The organism is Aeromonas sp. QDB68 (genome assembly GCF_027707405.1).
Lineage (GTDB): Bacteria > Pseudomonadota > Gammaproteobacteria > Enterobacterales > Aeromonadaceae > Aeromonas > Aeromonas caviae.
Genome location: NZ_JAPCIQ010000011.1, coordinates 23,012 through 39,550 on the forward strand (window position 1 = coordinate 23,012; position 16,539 = coordinate 39,550).

Genomic DNA, 16,539 nt, shown 5'->3' on the forward strand with positions numbered 1-16,539 from the left:
AGGCCCCCTCTTTCATTCAGTCCTCATGAGCGTACGAGGTCAGTCACCCCGCCGCAGGGAGAGTTCCCCTCCCAGATAGAGCTTGAGCCCCTCTTCCGTCTCCAGACGCAGGGCTCCGCGTTCGTCGATCCCCCGGGCAATCCCGCGGATCACCTGCTCTCCCATCAGCAGCTTCACCGGCTGGCCGGCGAAGTGGTCAAGCCGGTTCCAGCTCTCGACGAAACTCGCCAGTCCCGTCTGTTCGAAGGTCTGCATGGCCTGCTGCAGGTGCAGCAGCACGCAGGCGGCCAGCTCGTTGCGATCCACCAGCTCGGGCTGGATATGGCGCAGCTCGGACCAGGCCTGATCGATCTTCTCCCCCTCCCGACTCGGCATCGCCAGATTGAGGCCGACCCCGATCACCAGATGGCAGCTGGCACCCGCACTGCCGCTCATCTCTACCAGGATGCCCGCCAGCTTGCGGCCCTGGTAATAGAGGTCGTTCGGCCACTTGAGCTCCACCCCGGGATAACCGAGGGACTCCAGCGCCTCGACCACCGCCACGCCGACCGCGAGACTCAGTCCCATGGCGGCCGCCATGCCCTGCTCAAGCCGCCAGTACATGCTCAGGATCAGCTGGCAACCGAAGGGAGAAACCCAGGGTTTGCCACGACGTCCCCGCCCGGCGGTCTGGCACTCGGCCAGACAGCTTTCCCCGGAGCTCAGGGTGTTGACCCGCTCCAGCAGGTACTGGTTGGTGGAGTCGATGACAGGGAAGCAGTGCACCGGTGCCATCGGTGCCTCTGCCTGCAGCCACCCCTCGTCATAGAGGGCCATGGGCACCGCCAGCCGATAGCCCTTGCCGGTCAGGCTGAAGAGATCCAGCCCCAGATCCTTGAGCGCGGCCATGTGCTTGCTCACCGCCGCCCGGCTGATGCCAAGGCGCTCGCCCAGCTGCTCGCCGGAATGAAACTGGCCGTCGCTGAGCAGGGTGATCAGGGTCTGTCTGACGGGGGTCAGGGTCATGCCAGTACCTCGTCGAGCCAGGTTTCACCGCTGCGCCCCATGAAGCGCACCTCGTGTTCCAGCACCACACCGAACTGGTGCTCCACGCTGTCGCGGACGTGGGCCGCCAGCGCGATGAGCTCCATGGCGCTGGCGCCCCCCAGATTCACCAGCACCAGCGCCTGCTCCTGATGGACGGCGGCACGACCGATGGCAAACCCCTTGAGACCGCATTGATCGATGAGCCAGCCAGCCGCCAGCTTGGCCTGCCCTTCTGCTGCGGGGTAGCAGGGCATCTGCGGGTATTGCTGTTTCAGGGTCTCGGCCAGGGCGGCGGGCACCACAGGGTTTTTGAAGAAACTGCCCGCGTTGCCCAGCACCGCCGGATCCGGCAGCTTGGCCATGCGGGTAGCACAGACGGTGTCGAAAATGGCCTGTGGCGAAGGGGCATCTCCCAGCGCCGCCAGCGGGCCATAACCGGCGACCGGGCGCCATGCCTTGGACAGGCGCAGACCGACGGCGGTGATGAAGTGGGAGTCCTGATAGTCGTGCTTGAAGATGCTGTCACGGTAACCGAACCGGCAGTCGGCCGCCGCGATGCGCTCAACCTCGCCACTCTGCCAGTTGAACGCCTCCACGTAGGCACAGACGCTGGCCAGCTCGACCCCGTAGGCACCGATGTTCTGTACCGGGGCCGCCCCGACCGTCCCGGGAATGAGTGCCAGATTCTCCAGCCCGTGCCAGCCCTGTTGCAGGGCGTGACATACCAGCTCGTGCCAGTTTTCACCTGCCGCCACGTGTAGCAGCCAGTGCTCGGACTCCTCGTGCAGCGTGATCCCTTTCAGGCCGTTGTGGACCACCAGACCGGCAAAGTCATCGCAGAACAGGATGTTGCTTCCTCCTCCCAGCACCAGGCGCGGCAAGGTGGACAACTCCGGGTTGGTCCGCAGTTGCGCGAGATCATCCGGCCGGGTCACATCGGCCAGCCAGAGGCAGTGTGCGTCCAGGCCCATAGTATTGAGGGTCGACAGGGAGGCGTGGGGGGTGAGTTTCATCTGTGTGTTCCGACAAGGACAAGGGCGCAGTTTACCCCAGATCCCCCGGGACAAAAAACCCGGACACTTTTCGGACTCAGGGCTCTGGAGTAGAGTAACCCCTTCATCCCGCTGAGGAAGCATGCATGAACAATCAATTCGCCGTCATCGGCCTGGGCCTGTTTGGCAGCGCCTTGTGCGAAGAGTTGCAGCGCCAGAATGCCGAGGTACTGGCCATCGACATCGACGAGAGCAAGACCCGCCAGATAGCCACCCTCTGCAACCACGTCATCGTGGCCGATGCCACCGACGAGGCCACGGTCGCCGAACTGGGCCTGGCGAATTTCGACATCGTCTTTGTCGCCATCGGCGACAACCTGGAGACCAGCATCCTGACCACGCTGGTGCTGAAAGAGGCGGGCGTGAAGAAGGTCTGGGTCAAGGCCCGCGACAAGTTCCACGCCAAGATCCTGCAGAAGGTGGGCGCGGACAAGGTGATCAACCCGGAGTGGGACATGGGCCGCCGGGTGGCCCAGAGCATGCTGGACAACCGGCTGTTCGACTACCTGGAGCTGGGTCACGACATGGTGCTGACCGAGTTCGTGATCGGTTTGCAGCAAAACACCCGCACCCTGGCCGACTTGCGCCTGCTGCAGCAAAGCGATTTCCAGCTGTTGGCCATCAAGCGGGGTGAGGTGCTGCACAACGTCCTGACCGGCAAGATGGAGCTGCAACTCGGTGACATCCTGATCCTGGCCGGCAACAAGCACGCCATCGATCACTGGCTCGACACCCTATGATCAACTGGCGCAGCAACTACGCCTTCACCCTGCATCGGGAAGACAACTCCCGCTGGAGCGAGGCCAAGCTCATCCTGGGCAGTTTCCTCATCATCCTGCTGGTTGGCACCCTGTTTCTGGTCCAGCCCTCCAGCCACAAGGGTGAGGTCACCGTCATCAACGCCCTGTTCACCGCCACCTCCGCCATCAGCGTGACCGGCCTCGGGGTGGTGGATACCGGCACCGCCTTCACCCTGCAGGGGCAGATCATCCTGTTGATATTGATGGAGATTGGTGGTCTCGGCCAGATGACCATGACACTGCTGCTCATCGCCATGTTCAGCAAGCGGGTCGGGCTGCGCCAACAGGTGCTGGCCAAGGAGGCGCTTGGCCAGGAGGGGTCCGTCAACATCGTCCAGCTGGTGAAGCGCATCGTCCTGTTCGCCCTGATTGCCCAGCTGATCGGCACCGCCATCATGGCCATTCGCTGGGTGCCCGACATGGGCTGGGGCCACGGCCTCTACGTCAGCTTCTTCCACGCGGTGTCGGCCTTCAACAACGCCGGCTTCTCGCTGTTTGCCAACAACCTCATGGACTACCGGGATGACCCCCTCATCAGCCTGACCATACCGGCTCTGCTGATCCTGGGGGGCGTAGGCTTCACTGTCATCGTCGACCTGGTGCGCAACCGCCGCTGGCGCAAGCTGAAACTGCACAGCAAGCTGATGCTGCTGATGACCCCTGCCCTGCTGCTGCTGGGGACCCTGATGTTCTGGCTGCTGGAGCACAACAACTCGGGCACCCTGGGCAACGCCTCCTTCGGGAGCCAGTGGCTGGCAGCCTTCTTCCAGTCGGCCACAGCGCGCACGGCGGGCTTCAACACGGTGGATATCGGCCAGATGGTACCGGCCTCCCTGCTGTTCATGATGATGCTGATGTTCATCGGTGCCGGGGCGACCTCGACTGGGGGCGGTATCAAGGTCACCACCTTTGCCGTCGTCCTGCTGGCGACCCGGGCGTTTCTGACCAAGCGCCCCCATGTCACCGCCTTCGGCCGCACCCTGTCACCCCAGATAGTGACCCGCTCCCTGGCCATCATCATCGTCAGTACCATGGTGCTGATGCTGGCGATGTTCCTGCTGATGCTCACGGAGTCGCAATCATTCGACAAGATCATGTTCGAGACCATCTCGGCCTTTGCCACCGTGGGACTGTCCACCGGCATCACCGCTTCTCTGAGCGAACCGGGCAAACTGATCCTGGTGCTGGTGATGATCTGCGGCCGTCTGGGACCCCTCACCCTGGCGATCATGCTGGCCCGCCCGGTGGAGACCCGCATCCGTTATCCGGAAGAAAGCGTCTACACGGGGTAAGCCGCTCCATCCATGTAAAGAGGGGCCACTGACCCCTCTTCTTATTTTTATGTGATCACAGCGCTCGCCAGCCTCAGGCAGCCTTGCCCCTGGTCGTCCCCTTACCAGTGCTCTTTCCAGGGCTCTTCCCCGCACGAGCACTCTTGCCCGTGCCCGTGCTCGTGCGGGGGCGTGCGGCGGTGGACCCAGTCCGCTTGCGGCGGGCAAAGCGTTGCTTGCTGTCACCGGGCGCCGCCTTGGGCAGCGCGCTGAAGCTGGCGCCGGAATCCTGCCGCGCCCCCTCGATCAGGCCGTTGAGCTGCTCGGTGAGCGGCCCCATGAACTGCTGGTAGCTGCCGTGACGTTCGGCGATCTGACCCAGACTCTGCTCCCACAGTGCCGTCATGTCCGGTGTCGTGGCGGTCGTGGGCAGCGCCTGGACCAGGGCTCGCCCGGTCGGGGTGGCCTTGATGCTCTTGCCCTGGCGCACCAGGAAGCGGCGCTTGAACAGCAGATCGATGATCCCGGCCCGGGTCGCCTCGGTGCCCAGACCGTCGGTCTCCCGTAGGGTCTTGCGGATCTCGGGATCTTGCACATAACGGGCGATGCCGGTCATGGCGGCAAGCAGGGTGGCATCGGTAAACGGCTTGGGGGGCTGGGTCATCTTCTCCAGCAGCTCCCCCCGCTCGCACAGCAGTTCCTCCCCCTCTTTCAGGGCAGGCAGGGTTCCCGCCTCCTCCTCGTCATCCTCTTCCACTCCGAGCAGCACCTTCCAGCCCGCCTTGAGGATGCGGCGCGCCTTGGCCTGGAACAGCCCTCCGGCGATGCGCAGCAACACCTTGCTGTCGTTGTACTCGAACGGCGGGTAGAACTGCAGCAGATACTGGCGGGCAATCAGGCCGTAAAGCTTCGCCTCGTCGGCCCCCAGGCTCCCCTCGTTCCCCCTCTTCTCGGTGGGAATGATGGCGTGGTGGGCATCCACCTTGCTGTCGTTCCACGCCTTGCTGCGGATCCTGCCATCCGCTTCGGCGACCGCCCTGGCCAGCGCAGGGGCCGTGCTGGCGATGGCCTCCCGCACCTGGCCGGCCCGGTTGAAGTGCTCGCTCGGCAGATGGCGGCTGTCGGATCTGGGATAGGTGATGAGCTTGTGCCGCTCGTAGAGGCTCTGGCAGATATCCAGCACCCGCTTGGCATCCATGCCAAAGCGCTTGGCCGCGTCGATCTGCAGGCTGGAGAGGTTGTAGGGGAGCGGCGCCGCCTGCTTGCGCGCCTGCTCCTCCACCGCCTCCACCCGGGCGGGTTGCCCCTGGATCCGCTCCACCACCTTGGCGGCCAGCGCCCGGTTGAGCACCCGTCCCTCCTCATCCTGCCAGGGCAGACAGGCCTCCGATGGCAGCCACCTGGCGGTGAAGCGTTCGTTGCCCTGGGTCAACAGATGGGCCATCACCTCGTAGAACGGCTTGGGAACGAAGGCCTCGATCTCGAGATCCCGGCGCACCACCAGACCGAGCAAGGGGGTCTGTACCCGACCCACCGACAGCAGTTCGCTGCAGCCCCCCTTGCGGCCAAGCAGGGTATAGGCCCGGGTCATGTTGATGCCATAGAGCCAGTCGGCACGGCTACGGGCCAGCGCCGACACCGCCAGCGGCACGAACTCCTTGTTGTCTCTGAGCTTGTCGAGGGCGCGGCGCACGGCGGGGGGATTGAGATCGCTGATGAGGCAGCGCTGAACCGGTTTGGTCTTGGGATAGCCGAGAAAGTCGATCACCTCGTCCACCAGCAGTTGCCCTTCCCTGTCCGGGTCACCGGCGTTGACCACGCAGTCCGCCTGCTTGATGAGCCCCTTGATGACGGCCAGCTGGGCCTTGGTCTTGGGTTTGGCCACCAGCTGCCACTGGGTCGGGACAATGGGAAGGGATTCCATGCGCCACTGCTTGTAGGCGGCATCGTAGGCATCGGGCTCGGCCTGCTCCAGCAGGTGGCCGATGCACCAGGTCACCACGTCTCCCTGCGCCGTCTCGATGAAACCATCCCCCTTCTTGTGCGGTTTGGGGAGGACATCGGCGATGGCACGGCCAAGGCTGGGTTTCTCGGCGATAAAGAGTCGCATGATGGATACACCTGAATACTGTATATGTGAACAGTATACAATCCTCTCACCGCAAACCCCAAGCCCCGGGGTGGTGCGCGGCCTCCCCGCCCCGGCTTGGGCATCGCCCCCACCACAGCACATCCCGCTCCCGTTGAAGGGTAAAAGTGCGATTAAAATTCAAAAAAGCATGTCCAAACAAAAAACAAAACCAAAAATTACTTACATGTCGAAATAAAAATCATGACCGAGGTCAACCCTTTGAATCTTGGGACTACTACTATATTGGTAATACCCGAATTCGAAGGACACCGTCACCATGCTTGGAAAACTGTTGAGAAAGACCTGGTTCTGGCTTCTGCTGCTCGGGGCCCTGCTGGGGATCGCCGCACTGGGCGTCACCGTCACCGTGCTGCACAAGACCAGCTCCACCGAATTCTGCGTCTCCTGCCACTCCATGCAGACCCCACTCGCCGAATATCAGGGCAGCGTCCACTTCCAGAACGTGAAGGGGATCCGCGCCGAGTGCGCCGACTGCCACATCCCCAGTGAACCCGCCGCCTATCTCTGGACCAAGATCCGCGCCGTGAAGGACATCTATCACGAGGCGATCGGCACCCTCGACACCCCGGAGAAATACGAGGCCCACAAGCTGCGCATGGCCCAGACCGTGTGGGATCAGCTCAAGGCCAATGACTCCGCCACCTGTCGCAGTTGCCACAGCTACGCCGCCATGGACATCCTGGCCCAACGCCCCAATGCCCGCGCCGAGCACCCGGTCGCCATCAAGGAGGGTCAGACCTGCATCGACTGTCACCGCGGCGTTGCCCACATCATGCCGGACATGAGCGGCCTGGCCGCCGCCGGTGCCAGCGAACTGGCCGCCGCCGCGGCCCAGACCCCGGTAACCGTCACCACCCGCTATGCCATCGCCACCACCCCGCTCTATCTGGATGCCGGCGCCAAGACTGACGAAGGCACCCTGATGCCCTCCACCCAGGTGGAAGTGCTGGCCAACGACAACGGCCGCACCCAGGTGCGCATCGACGGCTGGCAGCAGGACGGTGTGAGCGAGGTGTTCTACGCCGCCCCCGGCAAACGGATCCTGAGCGTGCTGGTCGGCGAAGCCGCCAGAAAAGCCCTCGTGACCGGCAAGAGCGAAACCGACAGCGCCACCAACCTCACCTGGCATCAGGTCAGCCTGACCGCCTGGGTCGACCAGAGCCAGCTCATCGGCGACCAGGGCAAGCTGTGGCAATACGCCTCCACCCTGATGTCCAACAACTGCACCGGCTGTCACGGCCTCACCGCGCTGGATCACTTCAACGCCAACCAGTGGATCGGCGTTATCAAGGGGATGGAGTCTCGTACCTCCCTCACCCCGGAGCAGGCGCGCATGCTCACCCAATACGTGCAGAAACACGCCAGCGACATGAGCGCGGCCCATTAAGGCAGGAACAGAGGACTCTCCCATGACTTTTTTCAATGACCAACAGACCAACCTCTCCCGCCGTACTCTGCTCAAGGGGCTGGGGGCCTGTGCCGCCTTGCCCCTGCTGGCTGGTCTCTTCCCGAAAAGCGCCCTGGCCAAGGCCGTCAGCACGGCCCTTGAGCAGTTCCCCACCCTGGTGCCCGCCCAGAAGGGCATCCTGACCGGCGCCCACTGGGGAGCCTTCGAGGCCATCGTCTCCGAGGGCCGCATGGTGCGGGTCCAGCCGGTGGCCGACGATCCGGCACCGAATGACCTCATCGACATGGCGCCGTTCCAGGTCCACGCCAAGAACCGCATCAAGTACCCCATGGTGCGCAAAAGCTGGCTGGAGCACGGCCCGGGCGCCAGACCGGAGCTGCGCGGAGCCGACGAGTGGGTACGGGTGAGCTGGGAGAAGGCCATCGACCTGGTGGCCGGCGAGATCCAGCGCGTCCAGTCTGATTTCGGCCCGCAGGCGATCCACGCCGGTTCCTACGGCTGGAAGAGTGTCGGCATGTTCCACAACAGCCGCACCCTGCTGCACCGCCTGATGAACCTATCGGGCGGCTTCACCGGTTATGCCGGTGACTACTCAACCGGCGCGGCTCAGGTGATCATGTCCCACGTGATGGGCTCCATCGAGGTGTACGAGCAGCAGACCGCCTGGCCCAACGTGGTGGAGCACGCCGAACTGGTGGTGCTCTGGGGGGTCAACGCCCAGGTCACCCTGAAGAACAGCTGGAACATGCCGGATCACGAAGGTCAAGCGGGCTTCAAGGCGCTGAAAGAGAAAGGCACCCGGGTCATCAGCATCGATCCCGTCTACAACGAGACCGCCAAGCTGGTCGGCGCCGAGTGGATTGCCCCGAACGCCTACACAGACGTGGCCATGATGCTGGGGGTGGCCCACACCCTCTACAGCGAGAAGAAGCACGATCAGGCCTTCCTCGATCGCTACACCGTGGGCTTCGACACCTTCCTCGCCTACCTGCTCGGCAAGGAGGACGGCCAGCCCAAGAGCGCCGAGTGGGCGAGCGCCATCTGCGGCGTCGAGGCCAAGGTGATTCGCCAGCTGGCCCTCGACATGGCCGCCAAGCGCACCATGATCATGGCCGGTTGGGGCATGCAGCGTCAGCACCACGGGGAGCAGCCCAACTGGATGCTGGTCACTCTGGCTGCCATGCTGGGCCAGATCGGCCTGCCGGGGGGCGGCTACGGCTTCAGCTACCACTACTCCTCCGGTGGCAGCCCCACCGCCAAGGGCGGCATTCTGGCGGGGATCTCCGCCGGCAACGCACCGAAGAACAGCCCGGCACCGATCCCGGTGGCCCGCATCGCCGACTGCCTCGCCAATCCGGGCAAGACCATCGACTTCAACGGCCGCAAGGTGACCTATCCGGACATCAAGCTGGTCTACGTAGCGGGGGGCAACCCCTTCCACCACCATCAGGACACCAACAACCTGGTTAAGGCGTGGCGCAAGCCGCAGACCGTGATCGTGCACGAGCCCTACTGGACGGCGACTGCCAAACACGCCGACATCGTGCTGCCGGTCACCACCAGCTACGAGCGCAACGACCTGGAGATGGGGGGCGACTACTCCCAGCGCTACGTCTTCCCGATGCACCAGTGCGTGCCCCCCCAGTTTGAAGCCCGCAACGACTTCGACATCTTCAGCGCCATCGCCGCCAAGCTGGGCGTGCAGGAGCAGTACACCGAAGGGAAGGACGAGATGCTGTGGCTCAAGCAGATGTACGACGGCATGGCGGCGCAGGCCCGTGGCGCACGTGTGGCGCTGCCGCCGTTCAACATGTTCTGGGAGTCCAACAACTACATCCGCTTCCCGATCCCGGAGGCCAACCGCCAGTGGATCCGTCACGCCGATTTTCGCGAGAACCCGCTGCTCAACCCGCTCGGTACCCCGTCCGGCAAGATCGAGATCTTCTCCAACACGGTGGCGGGGATGGGTTATGCCGACTGCGCCGGTCATCCCAAGTGGTATGAGCCCAAGGAGTGGGTGAAGAGCGAGGTGGCGGCGCGCTATCCGCTGTCGCTCAACACCTCCCACCCGACCCAGCGGTTGCACTCCCAGCTCGACAACACCCCGCTGCGGGACAAGTTCGCCATCGCCGATCGGGAGGCGATCCTGATCCATCCAGACGACGCCAAGGCGCGCGGCATCCAGGATGGCGATCTGGTGCGGGCCTTCAACGAGCGCGGCCAGATCCTGGTGGGGGCCCTGATCTCCGCCGATATCCGGCCCGGGGTAGTGCGGGTGTGTGAAGGGGCCTGGTATGACCCGGCCAAGCCGGGCGAAGCGGGCAGCATCTGCAAGAACGGCAACGTCAACTGCCTCACCTTCGACGAGGGCTCGTCCAGTCTGGCCCAGGGCAACTGCGGCCACATGGCCCAATTGCAGATAGAGAAATATATCGGGCCAGTGCTCGCCAACACGGCGCACGAGGTACCGGCCAACGGCTGAGGCGGTTGCATGCAGACAAAACGGCGCCATAGAGGCGCCGTTTTTATTCCGGGCTGGCAAGGATGACCCTCGGCAGCCATGGGGAGGCGCGGGTAATCCCCCTGCGGGGAGGCTGACTCGGCTCACGGGCCCCCTGAGGGGCCTGATCACCCTGCATAAATTTAACTTATGGCTTTTCCCATAATGACCCGATGCTTGCTTATACACATGGCCAACTGCTCCGGGGCAGCCCTGCCCACCCCAGATCCCGTCCCGCACGCCTCCTGCCCGATCACCCTCAGGCCCCTCCGTTCCCGCCAATAAAGACGGCGCCCGAAGGCGCCGTCTTTATTCTCTGGAATGAAAGGTGTACGGGAGGAGCATCAGAAGTCTCCTTCCACCATGTACTCTTCGGCACACTCCACCAGCTGGGGCCAGAGATCTTCCGGCACCCAGGCTTCGGGGTCATCCTCGTCACCGTCATACTGGCTCCAGAAGAAGGCACGCAGCCCGCTTGCGAAGTCGTCGCTCAACTCCGCCAGTTCGGAGAGGGGCCCCAGCCAGGCAATGCGGCGCAGGCCGGAGGCGAGATCGTTGATGGCATCCATCAGGGTGCGATCATCCAGGCTCTGCTCCACCAGCAGGGTGAAGCGCTCGCGGGCGCTCTCGGTCTGATCCTCGTCCAGCTCGCCCACGTCGGCCAGCAGGTCGACAAAGTCCTCCAGCAGGAACTGGATCAGGGCATCCCTGTCCTCGAACCACTGGATCTGGGCCCCCTTGGTGCCCAGCACCGAGGCATCGAACGAATCATCGAGATGGCACAAAGCCCAAGGATCGTCAGTCATTGCTACCCTTCCTACACCTGAAACAAGAGACGTATCTTATGCCGGGTGCCGCACCCTTGCCAGCACGGCGGCACAAAAGGGGCCCCCCGACGGGGAGCCCCGTCACTCGACCCTGGCCACCTTGGGCAGGGAGAGGGAAGCGGCGAGCCCCCCCAGCTCGGCCCGCCCCATGATGAGGCTGCCGCGATAAGCTTCCGCGAGATCCGAGACGATGTTGAGACCGAGCCCGGAGCCCGGCACCTTCTCGTCGAGGCGCACCCCCCGCAGCACCGCCTTGGCGATCTGATCCTCGCTCATGCCGGGACCGTCGTCCTCGATGCGCAGGGTGATCCAGCCCCCCAGCTCGGCGCTGGAGATGCGCAGCTCGCTGGCGGACCACTTGAAGGCGTTCTCCAGCAGGTTGCCCACCATCTCGTCGAAGTCCTGCTCCTCCACCCCGACCGCCAGATTGACCGGCACCTGCAAGTCCACCGTCTTGCCGGGATAGAGGCGGGAGAAGGCGCGGCAGATGTACTCCACCCGGGCCCGCACCGGGGTCGACACCCCGAGGATCTTGGCGGCGCCGGTCACCCGCGCCTTGCCGAGGTGGTAGTCGATGTGGCGCTGGATCTGGTCGAGCTGCTCGCCGAGGGCGGCCTGATCCTCCGGCGGCAACTGGGTCACCTGGTTGCGCATGATGCTGAGCGGCGTCTTGAGGGCGTGGGCCAGGTTGCCGGTGTGGGAACGGGCTCGTTGCAGCAGCTCGCCATAGTGGTGCAGCAGGCGGTTGATGTCCTCCACCAGCGGCTGGATCTCCAGGGGGTAACGCAACCGGAACCCCTCCTGATGACCCTGATGGACGCGGCTCAGCTCGCGACGCAGCAGGTGCAGCGGGCGCAGGCCGTAGAGGATCTGGAACATGAAGCCGAGCACCAGGCCGGTGGCGGCGAAGCCGAGGCCGAGGAACAGGCTGATGCGGGTCTTCTTCAGGGTCTGGGTCAGGGCGCTGCTGTCCTTGGCCATCACCAGGGTGAAGACCCGATCAGACCCCGGCAGCAGCACGGTACGGGTCATGATGAGCAGGGGCTCCTTGTTGGGCCCCTTGCCGACGAAGAGGTCCGGATCGCCGAAGGCCGACTTCAGGCCGTGGGCGCTCAAATGGGCATCCCACAGGGAACGGGAGCGACTGACCACCGTCTCCCCCAGCTCCAGTTGCCAGTAGTAGCCGGAGTAGGGCTGGCGATAACGGGGGTCGGCCATGGGCTCGGTGACCACCGGCATGCCGTCCGGCTGGATCTCGAGGCGGGAGAGCAGATCGTAGAGCTGCAGGCGCAGGCCATCGGCCTCCGCCTCCTGCCAGTAGTTGCGCATCATGGTCTGCAGGCTGAAGCCGGTGGCGAACAGGAAGAGACCGCACCAGACCATGGCGATCACCACCAGCCGACCTCGCAGGGTGCGTACCAACCTCATTCAACCCACCCCGCCATCGGTTGCGATGGGTGTCATTCGTTGATCCGGTAACCGAGGCCGCGCACCGTCTCGATGAGATCGGCGTGGGTCTTCTTGCGAATGCGGCCGATGAACACTTCTACGGTGTTGGAGTCGCGATCGAAATCCTGAGCATAGATGTGGTCGATCAGCTCGCTGCGCGACACCACCTTGCCCCTGTGCTGCATCAGGTAGCCCAGCACCCGGAACTCGTGGGCGGTGAGCTTGATGGGGGTCCCTTCGTACCACACCTGGGAAGCCGCCATATCGAGACGCACGCCACCGATCTCGAGGATGGAGCTGGCGTTCCCCGCCGCCCGGCGCACCAGCGCCTGCACCCTCGCCACCAGCTCCGCCACCTGGAAGGGCTTGGTGAGGTAGTCGTCCGCCCCGGCGTTGAGCCCTTCAATCTTCTCGTGCAACTGGCCACGGGCGGTCAGCACCAGCACCGGGGTGTCCATCCCCTTGCTGCGCCACTCCTTCAGTACGCTCAGGCCGTCGCGACCGGGCAGGCCGAGATCCAGGATGATGGCGTCATAGGGTTCGGTCTCGCCGAGAAAGCCCGCCTCGTTGCCATCGTGGCAGAGATCGGTGACGAAACCGGACAGACGCAGCTGTTCCGCCAGCTGGCCCGCGAGGATCTTTTCATCTTCAACTATCAGAATGCGCATACATGGGTATCCAAAACAGGGTTGTGCCAGCACCGGCAACGGTTGGGGGGACGAACCGGATGGCGGTACGTTCGCGGACTCACGCCGTTACTCCTCTTCCGGGGGCGGGCGCGGAGCGAACAGGCGTTCCAGATGGTGGCCCTTGAGCCACACCATCTCCAGGTTGTCAGCCCGGTAGCCCACCTTGATGACGCTGTTCTCCTCGTCGATGAGCCTGAGCTCGTAGAGCCAGACGCCATCCTCCTCACCCAGATCGACCCGCAGCACCCGCACCGGCAGGCGGGAGGCCACCGCCATCAGCTCATGAAAAGGACGGACCCGCCCCTCGCTGACCGCCTGTTGCAGCAAGGCCTCGTTCGGCTGGGCCGCCTGAACCAGCATCGGCAGCAGCAATCCAAGCAGGGGCAGCGCGCTATTCATGGGTGATTCATCTCTCAAAACCTAACATAATGCCGTTTATAGTGTGCCAGCCATGAATCCGGAATTATGATCCCACGCAGTATCCTGCTGATCTTGTGCCTCTTTTCCACCTTTGGCTGGGCGGCGCAGACACGTCTCGACATGGCCGGACTGGTCAAGTTGTTGCTGGCACAAGGGTATCACGACATTCGGGAAGTGGAGCTGGAAGGGGACAAATTCGAGGTCGATACCCTGAATGCCGACGATCAGCGCGTCCAGTTGCAGGTCGATGCCAACACCGGCGAGATCACCAGAAAAGAGGCCGAATAGGCCTCTTTTGCTATGGGCGTGACGGCTGTTGCGCCGCCCCCCTCCTGGCCACTTGCGGGCGCTTGCGCCAGGGGCGCAGCAGTTTCTCCCGACGGGGCCACAGCAGGGCGCAGGCCAGCACCAGATAGATGAGGGGCTCCTGCCACCCACTCTTGACCGACCACCAGTAGTGTACCGGCACCAGCAGAGCCACCCCGTAGATCCAGTTGTGCAGCTTCTGCCAGGCAGGCCCCATGCGCCGCAACAGGGCCGGGATCGAGGTGATGCCGAGCGCCAGCAACAGTAGCAGCGCCACCATGCCCACCACTATGTAGCTGCGCTTCACCAGCTCGCCGCCAATCAGCCCCCAGTCGAACTGCAGATCCAGCCCCAGCCAGACCATGAAGTGCAGGGACGCCCAGGCGGCGCACCAGAGCCCGAGGGGGCGGCGCAACTTGATGAGCTGCCCCTGGCGCCAGCGCTTGGCGAGCGGCGACACCAGCAGGGTCAGCAACAGCAGGTGGAGGGCCCCATTGCCAAGGTAATGGGTCAGCCCCTGGACCGGATCCCCCCCCAGCAGCCCGGCTGGCACAGCATAGCCCAGCCAGAGCAGAAAGCCGAGCGAACCAAGGTGCACCAGCGCCCGCAAGCCGTTGACATGGGCTGTTTTCAGTCTCGGCATCATATTGCAGTTCCCGTCATGTTTTTCCCGCTTCTCATCCCCTCTCCCACCAGGGGAGAAGGGGGCAAGAGATCAGTCGGACAGCGCGTCAGTCTCAATACCATTTACGCAGATCCATCCCCTGATAGAGGGACGCCACCTCGTCGCCGTAGCCATTGAACATCAGGGTCGGCTGGCGCTTGGCCCCGAAGATGCCCCCCTCGCCGATGAAACGCTCGCTCGCCTGGCTCCAGCGCGGGTGATCCACGCTCGGGTTGACGTTGGCGTAGAAGCCATATTCGTTGGGGGCCAGCAGGTTCCAGGTGGTGGGGGGCATCTCCTCCACCAGGCGGATGGAGACGATGCTCTTGATGCTCTTGAAGCCGTACTTCCAGGGCACCACCAGCCGGATGGGAGCTCCGTTCTGGGCGGGCAGGGTCTTGCCATAGAGCCCCATGGCGAGGAAGGAGAGGGGGTGCATGGCCTCGTCGAGGCGCAAGCCCTCCACATAGGGATAATCGATGCCGCCCCCCAGGGCTCGGGAGGCCTGCCCCGGCAACTGTTCCGGATCATAGAGCGTCTCGAAGGCCACGAACTTGGCGCGACTGGTGGGCTCGGCACGGCGGATCAGATCCGCCAGCGCAATGCCGCTCCAGGGCAATACCATGGACCAGGCCTCCACGCAGCGCAGCCGATAGATGCGCTCCTCCAGCGTGCTCTTGTTGATGAGATCCCACACATCCAGGGTGAAGGGTTTGGCCACCTCCCCTTCCACCTTCAGGGTCCAGGGCTCGGGCCTGAGGTAATGGCCGTTGCGGGCCGGATCCCCCTTGTCGGTCCCCAGCTCGTAGAAATTGTTGTGGGTGGTGGCCTTCTCCTCCGGGGTGAGGATCAATCCCTCTGGCCGGGTCGCGGCACGGATGTCGAGGGGTCTGGTGGGGGCCACGGTGGCTAGCTTGTCCGGTGCGAAGAGATCCAGCAGGCTGGCCTTCACCGGAAACGCCAGGGTGGCGGCACCGACGCCCAGGCCCAGCCCTTTCAGGATGCGGCGACGATCCTGATAGACGGTTTCCGGCGTGACATCCTGTTCGGTGGGGTGATGAGAAGTACGGCGCTTGATCAACATGAAAAAACTCCCGGGACGATGAGGTTGACAACCATAAGACCCGCCCCGGCCGAGTTTTATTTCACACAGAATTACATGAGTTGGTAAAGGGGCAGTGCCTTGGCCATGGTACCGGCCAGGAAGAGCACTACGAACACCAGCAGAGGAACGATCACGTTTGGCACCATCAGACTCACTCCATGAGCAGGACAGGGCCTCTAACTATGGAACAAGGTCTGCGGCGCCTCCAATGAATTTTTTTCGCGAGCGCAAGCGTATTCCAGAGTTGCAAAGAGTGACCGGGATCACACACAATCCGGCCCCCGCTTGCTGCCGCTCTACCGCGGAGTAGGCTGCCTCCTTTTCCGGATTCAACCACTGAGAGTCACGCCATGAGCCCACTGTTCGCCATCGCCATCACGACCGGGATCCTCTCCGCCGTCTGGGGTGGACTGGCCGCCGCACTCGGTCTCATCTCCTGGGTCGGCTTCCTCGGCTGCACCAGCTACTTCGCCTCGAGTGGCGGTTACAAGGCGCTGTTGCAGACCCTGCTGTGCAACACCACCGGCATGCTGTGGGCACTCCTGCTGATCCACGGGGAGACCTGGTGGGGGGCCGGCATGGCGGGTTATCTGATGACAGGGGTGGTGGCCACCCTGATGTGCGTGCAGGCCAGGCAGCAGTGGCTCGCCTACATTCCCGGCACCTTCGCCGGGTGCTGTGCCACCTTCGGCGCCGCAGGCGAGTGGCGGCTCATTCTGCCCTCCCTCATCATCGGCGCCCTGTTTGGCTATCTGATGAAGGCGAGCGGCCTCTGGCTCTCCCAGAAGACCCTCTCCACCGGCGGCGTCAGCGACCCGGCCTGAGCCTGAGCCTGAGCCTGAGCCTGAGCCTGAGCCTGAGCCTGAGCCT

At 63.9% G+C, this 16,539-nt stretch carries 15 protein-coding genes; 6 read left to right on the top strand and 9 right to left on the bottom strand.

Features of this window, described 5'->3' with window-relative positions:
* Positions 1-39 precede the first annotated feature (39 nt).
* Positions 40-1,005 carry a bifunctional biotin--[acetyl-CoA-carboxylase] ligase/biotin operon repressor BirA gene (gene birA / locus PG892_RS05795; RefSeq protein ID WP_201985301.1) on the bottom strand — a complete coding sequence of 322 codons (966 nt, stop codon included), beginning with the start codon at positions 1,003-1,005 and terminating at the stop codon, positions 40-42.
* The gene (murB, locus tag PG892_RS05800) at positions 1,002-2,039 is read right to left on the bottom strand and encodes a UDP-N-acetylmuramate dehydrogenase (protein ID WP_270825219.1); all 1,038 of its coding nucleotides are present in this window, start codon (positions 2,037-2,039) and stop codon (positions 1,002-1,004) included. Before murB ends, birA begins: the two co-directional genes overlap by 4 nt.
* 125 nt (positions 2,040-2,164) lie before the next feature.
* On the opposite strand from murB, the gene PG892_RS05805 reads away from it, so the two are divergent.
* Positions 2,165-2,818, top strand: a complete 654-nt coding sequence (locus tag PG892_RS05805) for a potassium channel family protein (protein WP_010675965.1) — start codon at positions 2,165-2,167, stop codon at positions 2,816-2,818.
* On the top strand, positions 2,815-4,170 hold the full coding sequence (locus PG892_RS05810; RefSeq protein WP_264787026.1) for a TrkH family potassium uptake protein: 1,356 nt from the start codon (positions 2,815-2,817) through the stop codon (positions 4,168-4,170). Before PG892_RS05805 ends, PG892_RS05810 begins: the two co-directional genes overlap by 4 nt.
* Positions 4,171-4,243: 73 nt before the next feature.
* Here PG892_RS05810 and PG892_RS05815 read toward each other — a convergent pair whose 3' ends face one another.
* Positions 4,244-6,259, bottom strand: coding sequence for a DNA topoisomerase III (locus tag PG892_RS05815; protein ID WP_264787027.1), 2,016 nt, complete (start codon positions 6,257-6,259; stop codon positions 4,244-4,246).
* A 298-nt stretch (positions 6,260-6,557) separates the two neighbouring features.
* Here PG892_RS05815 and PG892_RS05820 point away from each other — a divergent pair, with 298 nt between their 5' ends.
* Together PG892_RS05820 and torA are read left to right on the top strand one after the other, a co-directional pair.
* The gene (locus tag PG892_RS05820) at positions 6,558-7,688 is read left to right on the top strand and encodes a NapC/NirT family cytochrome c (RefSeq protein WP_041211923.1); all 1,131 of its coding nucleotides are present in this window, start codon (positions 6,558-6,560) and stop codon (positions 7,686-7,688) included.
* Positions 7,689-7,710: 22 nt separating this feature from the next.
* On the top strand, positions 7,711-10,191 hold the full coding sequence (torA, locus tag PG892_RS05825; protein WP_270825220.1) for a trimethylamine-N-oxide reductase TorA: 2,481 nt from the start codon (positions 7,711-7,713) through the stop codon (positions 10,189-10,191).
* Positions 10,192-10,553: 362 nt separating this feature from the next.
* Here the strand turns inward: torA and PG892_RS05830 are convergent, their stop codons facing one another.
* The 4 genes from PG892_RS05830 to PG892_RS05845 form a co-directional block, all read right to left on the bottom strand.
* Positions 10,554-11,015 (bottom strand): hypothetical protein, encoded by a 462-nt coding sequence (locus PG892_RS05830; RefSeq protein WP_010675970.1) that lies wholly within the window; start codon positions 11,013-11,015, stop codon positions 10,554-10,556.
* Positions 11,016-11,117: 102 nt separating this feature from the next.
* Complete coding sequence (locus tag PG892_RS05835; RefSeq protein WP_010675971.1) at positions 11,118-12,464, bottom strand: sensor histidine kinase; 1,347 nt, start codon at positions 12,462-12,464, stop codon at positions 11,118-11,120.
* Positions 12,465-12,496: 32 nt separating this feature from the next.
* Positions 12,497-13,153, bottom strand: coding sequence for a response regulator transcription factor (locus PG892_RS05840; protein ID WP_005332666.1), 657 nt, complete (start codon positions 13,151-13,153; stop codon positions 12,497-12,499).
* Between the two features lie 87 nt (positions 13,154-13,240).
* Positions 13,241-13,573: a PepSY domain-containing protein gene (locus PG892_RS05845; RefSeq protein WP_041211926.1), complete on the bottom strand. Its 333-nt coding sequence runs from the start codon at positions 13,571-13,573 to the stop codon at positions 13,241-13,243.
* A gap of 66 nt (positions 13,574-13,639) precedes the next feature.
* Between PG892_RS05845 and PG892_RS05850 the strand changes: the two genes are divergently transcribed.
* On the top strand, positions 13,640-13,882 hold the full coding sequence (locus PG892_RS05850; RefSeq protein ID WP_270825221.1) for a PepSY domain-containing protein: 243 nt from the start codon (positions 13,640-13,642) through the stop codon (positions 13,880-13,882).
* A 10-nt stretch (positions 13,883-13,892) separates the two neighbouring features.
* On the opposite strand, the gene PG892_RS05855 is transcribed toward PG892_RS05850, so the two are convergent.
* Positions 13,893-14,546 carry a protein-methionine-sulfoxide reductase heme-binding subunit MsrQ gene (locus PG892_RS05855; protein WP_264787029.1) on the bottom strand — a complete coding sequence of 218 codons (654 nt, stop codon included), beginning with the start codon at positions 14,544-14,546 and terminating at the stop codon, positions 13,893-13,895.
* Between the two features lie 91 nt (positions 14,547-14,637).
* The gene (msrP, locus tag PG892_RS05860; protein ID WP_264787030.1) at positions 14,638-15,648 is read right to left on the bottom strand and encodes a protein-methionine-sulfoxide reductase catalytic subunit MsrP; all 1,011 of its coding nucleotides are present in this window, start codon (positions 15,646-15,648) and stop codon (positions 14,638-14,640) included.
* A gap of 371 nt (positions 15,649-16,019) precedes the next feature.
* Between msrP and PG892_RS05865 the strand changes: the two genes are divergently transcribed.
* Positions 16,020-16,493, top strand: coding sequence for a DUF1097 domain-containing protein (locus PG892_RS05865; protein ID WP_042014355.1), 474 nt, complete (start codon positions 16,020-16,022; stop codon positions 16,491-16,493).
* Positions 16,494-16,539: the final 46 nt, after the last annotated feature.

Excerpts from the sequence above, each read along its gene's own strand:
- PG892_RS05830 (WP_010675970.1), bottom strand. The coding sequence starts at position 11,015 with ATGACTGACGATCCTTGGGCTTTGTGCCATCTCGATGATTCGTTCGAT.
- PG892_RS05820 (WP_041211923.1), top strand. The coding sequence starts at position 6,558 with ATGCTTGGAAAACTGTTGAGAAAGACCTGGTTCTGGCTTCTGCTGCTC.
- torA (WP_270825220.1), top strand. The coding sequence starts at position 7,711 with ATGACTTTTTTCAATGACCAACAGACCAACCTCTCCCGCCGTACTCTG.
- PG892_RS05850 (WP_270825221.1), top strand. The coding sequence starts at position 13,640 with ATGATCCCACGCAGTATCCTGCTGATCTTGTGCCTCTTTTCCACCTTT.
- murB (WP_270825219.1), bottom strand. The coding sequence starts at position 2,039 with ATGAAACTCACCCCCCACGCCTCCCTGTCGACCCTCAATACTATGGGC.
- PG892_RS05855 (WP_264787029.1), bottom strand. The coding sequence starts at position 14,546 with ATGATGCCGAGACTGAAAACAGCCCATGTCAACGGCTTGCGGGCGCTG.
- PG892_RS05835 (WP_010675971.1), bottom strand. The coding sequence starts at position 12,464 with ATGAGGTTGGTACGCACCCTGCGAGGTCGGCTGGTGGTGATCGCCATG.
- PG892_RS05815 (WP_264787027.1), bottom strand. The coding sequence starts at position 6,259 with ATGCGACTCTTTATCGCCGAGAAACCCAGCCTTGGCCGTGCCATCGCC.
- msrP (WP_264787030.1), bottom strand. The coding sequence starts at position 15,648 with ATGTTGATCAAGCGCCGTACTTCTCATCACCCCACCGAACAGGATGTC.
- PG892_RS05865 (WP_042014355.1), top strand. The coding sequence starts at position 16,020 with ATGAGCCCACTGTTCGCCATCGCCATCACGACCGGGATCCTCTCCGCC.
- PG892_RS05845 (WP_041211926.1), bottom strand. The coding sequence starts at position 13,573 with ATGAATAGCGCGCTGCCCCTGCTTGGATTGCTGCTGCCGATGCTGGTT.
- PG892_RS05840 (WP_005332666.1), bottom strand. The coding sequence starts at position 13,153 with ATGCGCATTCTGATAGTTGAAGATGAAAAGATCCTCGCGGGCCAGCTG.
- PG892_RS05805 (WP_010675965.1), top strand. The coding sequence starts at position 2,165 with ATGAACAATCAATTCGCCGTCATCGGCCTGGGCCTGTTTGGCAGCGCC.
- PG892_RS05810 (WP_264787026.1), top strand. The coding sequence starts at position 2,815 with ATGATCAACTGGCGCAGCAACTACGCCTTCACCCTGCATCGGGAAGAC.
- birA (WP_201985301.1), bottom strand. The coding sequence starts at position 1,005 with ATGACCCTGACCCCCGTCAGACAGACCCTGATCACCCTGCTCAGCGAC.